General features: G+C 74.7%; 1 protein-coding gene. It reads left to right on the top strand.

What is annotated here, in order from left to right; genetic code table 11:
• Window positions 1-226: 226 nt before the first annotated feature.
• On the top strand, window positions 227-1,027 hold the full coding sequence (locus tag AB0K37_RS42235; protein ID WP_363991882.1) for an SAM-dependent methyltransferase: 801 nt from the start codon (window positions 227-229) through the stop codon (window positions 1,025-1,027).
• Window positions 1,028-1,351 lie beyond the last annotated feature (324 nt).

The raw sequence follows: 1,351 nt of genomic DNA, 5'->3' as shown, positions 1-1,351 counted from the left end.
CGCGGCTCCGGCGGCGGCGGCCGCGGCGCGGCCGAACAGGCGCGCGGCGCCGTCGCTCCAGCCGGTGACCGTTCCGTCCGGGGTGAGCAGGACGGTCGCCCGGCCTGGCCGTGGGGGGTCTTCGGCCATGGTCCTCACTGTCCGTGTACGGGGGGCCTCCAGTCGCGGCTCGCGTTACGCTGGGGTGCCTGCGGACGGCCCCTCTTCGGGCATAGGGAGACGATGCATGGACTCCGAGTGGATCCCACCCGAGGTCGACAGCCGCAGACCAAGCGTCGCACGTGTGTACGACTATCTGCTCGGCGGAGCGCACAATTTCGCGTCGGATCGTGATCTGGCGACGGGGCTGCTGCGGGTCGAGCCGCGGGCGCGGGAGCTGGCGCGCGCGAACCGGGCGTTCCTGCGCCGCGCCGTGCGCGCGCTCGCCGAGGAGGGCGTCGCCCAGTTCGTCGACATCGGCTCGGGCATCCCGACGCAGGGCAACGTGCACGAGGTCGCGCAGGAGGTCGCTCCGCACGCGCGCGTGGTGTACGTCGACAACGACGACGTCGCGGTGGCGCACGGCCGCGCCCTCCTGGCGGGCGACGACCGCGTCAGGGTGGTCCAGGCCGACATGCGCGATCCGGCGGGCATCCTCGCCGCGCCGGAGCTGAAGGAGCTGGTCGACCTCTCCGAGCCGGTCGCGTTCCTGCTCGTCGCGGCGCTGCACCTGATCAGGCCCGAGGAGGATCCGGCCGGCATCGTGGCGGCGCTGCGGGACGCGGCCGCGCCGGGCGGCGCCCTGGTGGTCTCGCATCTCACCGATGAGGCGCAGCCGACCAAGACCGCGGCGATCGGCAAGCTCTACGACCGGGCCACCTCGCCGGCGGTGTCCCGGTCCCATGCGGAGATCCTGCGGTTCTTCGAGGGCTGGGACCTGCTCGACCCCGGCCTGGTGTACGTGCCGCTGTGGCGCCCGGACGAGGGCGAGGCCGTGACCGACCCGGAGCGCTTCCTCGTCCTCGGCGGAGTAGGCCGCCGAGCCTGACCGCCCGTCTCCGCGCTCGTCTCCGCGCCTGACCGCGCGCCTGGCGGGATCCTGCTGGAGCCGTCGGTCAGTGCGCGAAGGCGATGGCGGTGCCGGCGCTGATGACGACGGCGATGACGACCAGCACGAGCGAGGAGCGCAGCGGGTTGCGGCGCTGCTGCGGTGCCTTCTTCGGGCGGGGCGCCGCGCCGCCGCACCCGCCGCGCCGCCGCCGGGGAGCCGAAGCTGGTGCTGAACGGCGGCACCGCCGTCATCGCGCCCCCCGGCCACCTCGACGCCGCCGCCTTGCAGGAGGTCCTCGACACCGAGGACGTCACCGCCGCC

Source organism: Actinomadura sp. NPDC049753 (assembly GCF_040674655.1).
In the GTDB taxonomy this organism is placed as follows: Bacteria; Actinomycetota; Actinomycetes; order Streptosporangiales; family Streptosporangiaceae; genus Spirillospora; species Spirillospora verrucosospora.
This window is presented reverse-complemented; position numbering and strand designations above follow the sequence as displayed.

Coding starts and splice junctions, on each gene's coding strand:
- AB0K37_RS42235 (WP_363991882.1), top strand. CDS start 227: ATGGACTCCGAGTGGATCCCACCCGAGGTCGACAGCCGCAGACCAAGC.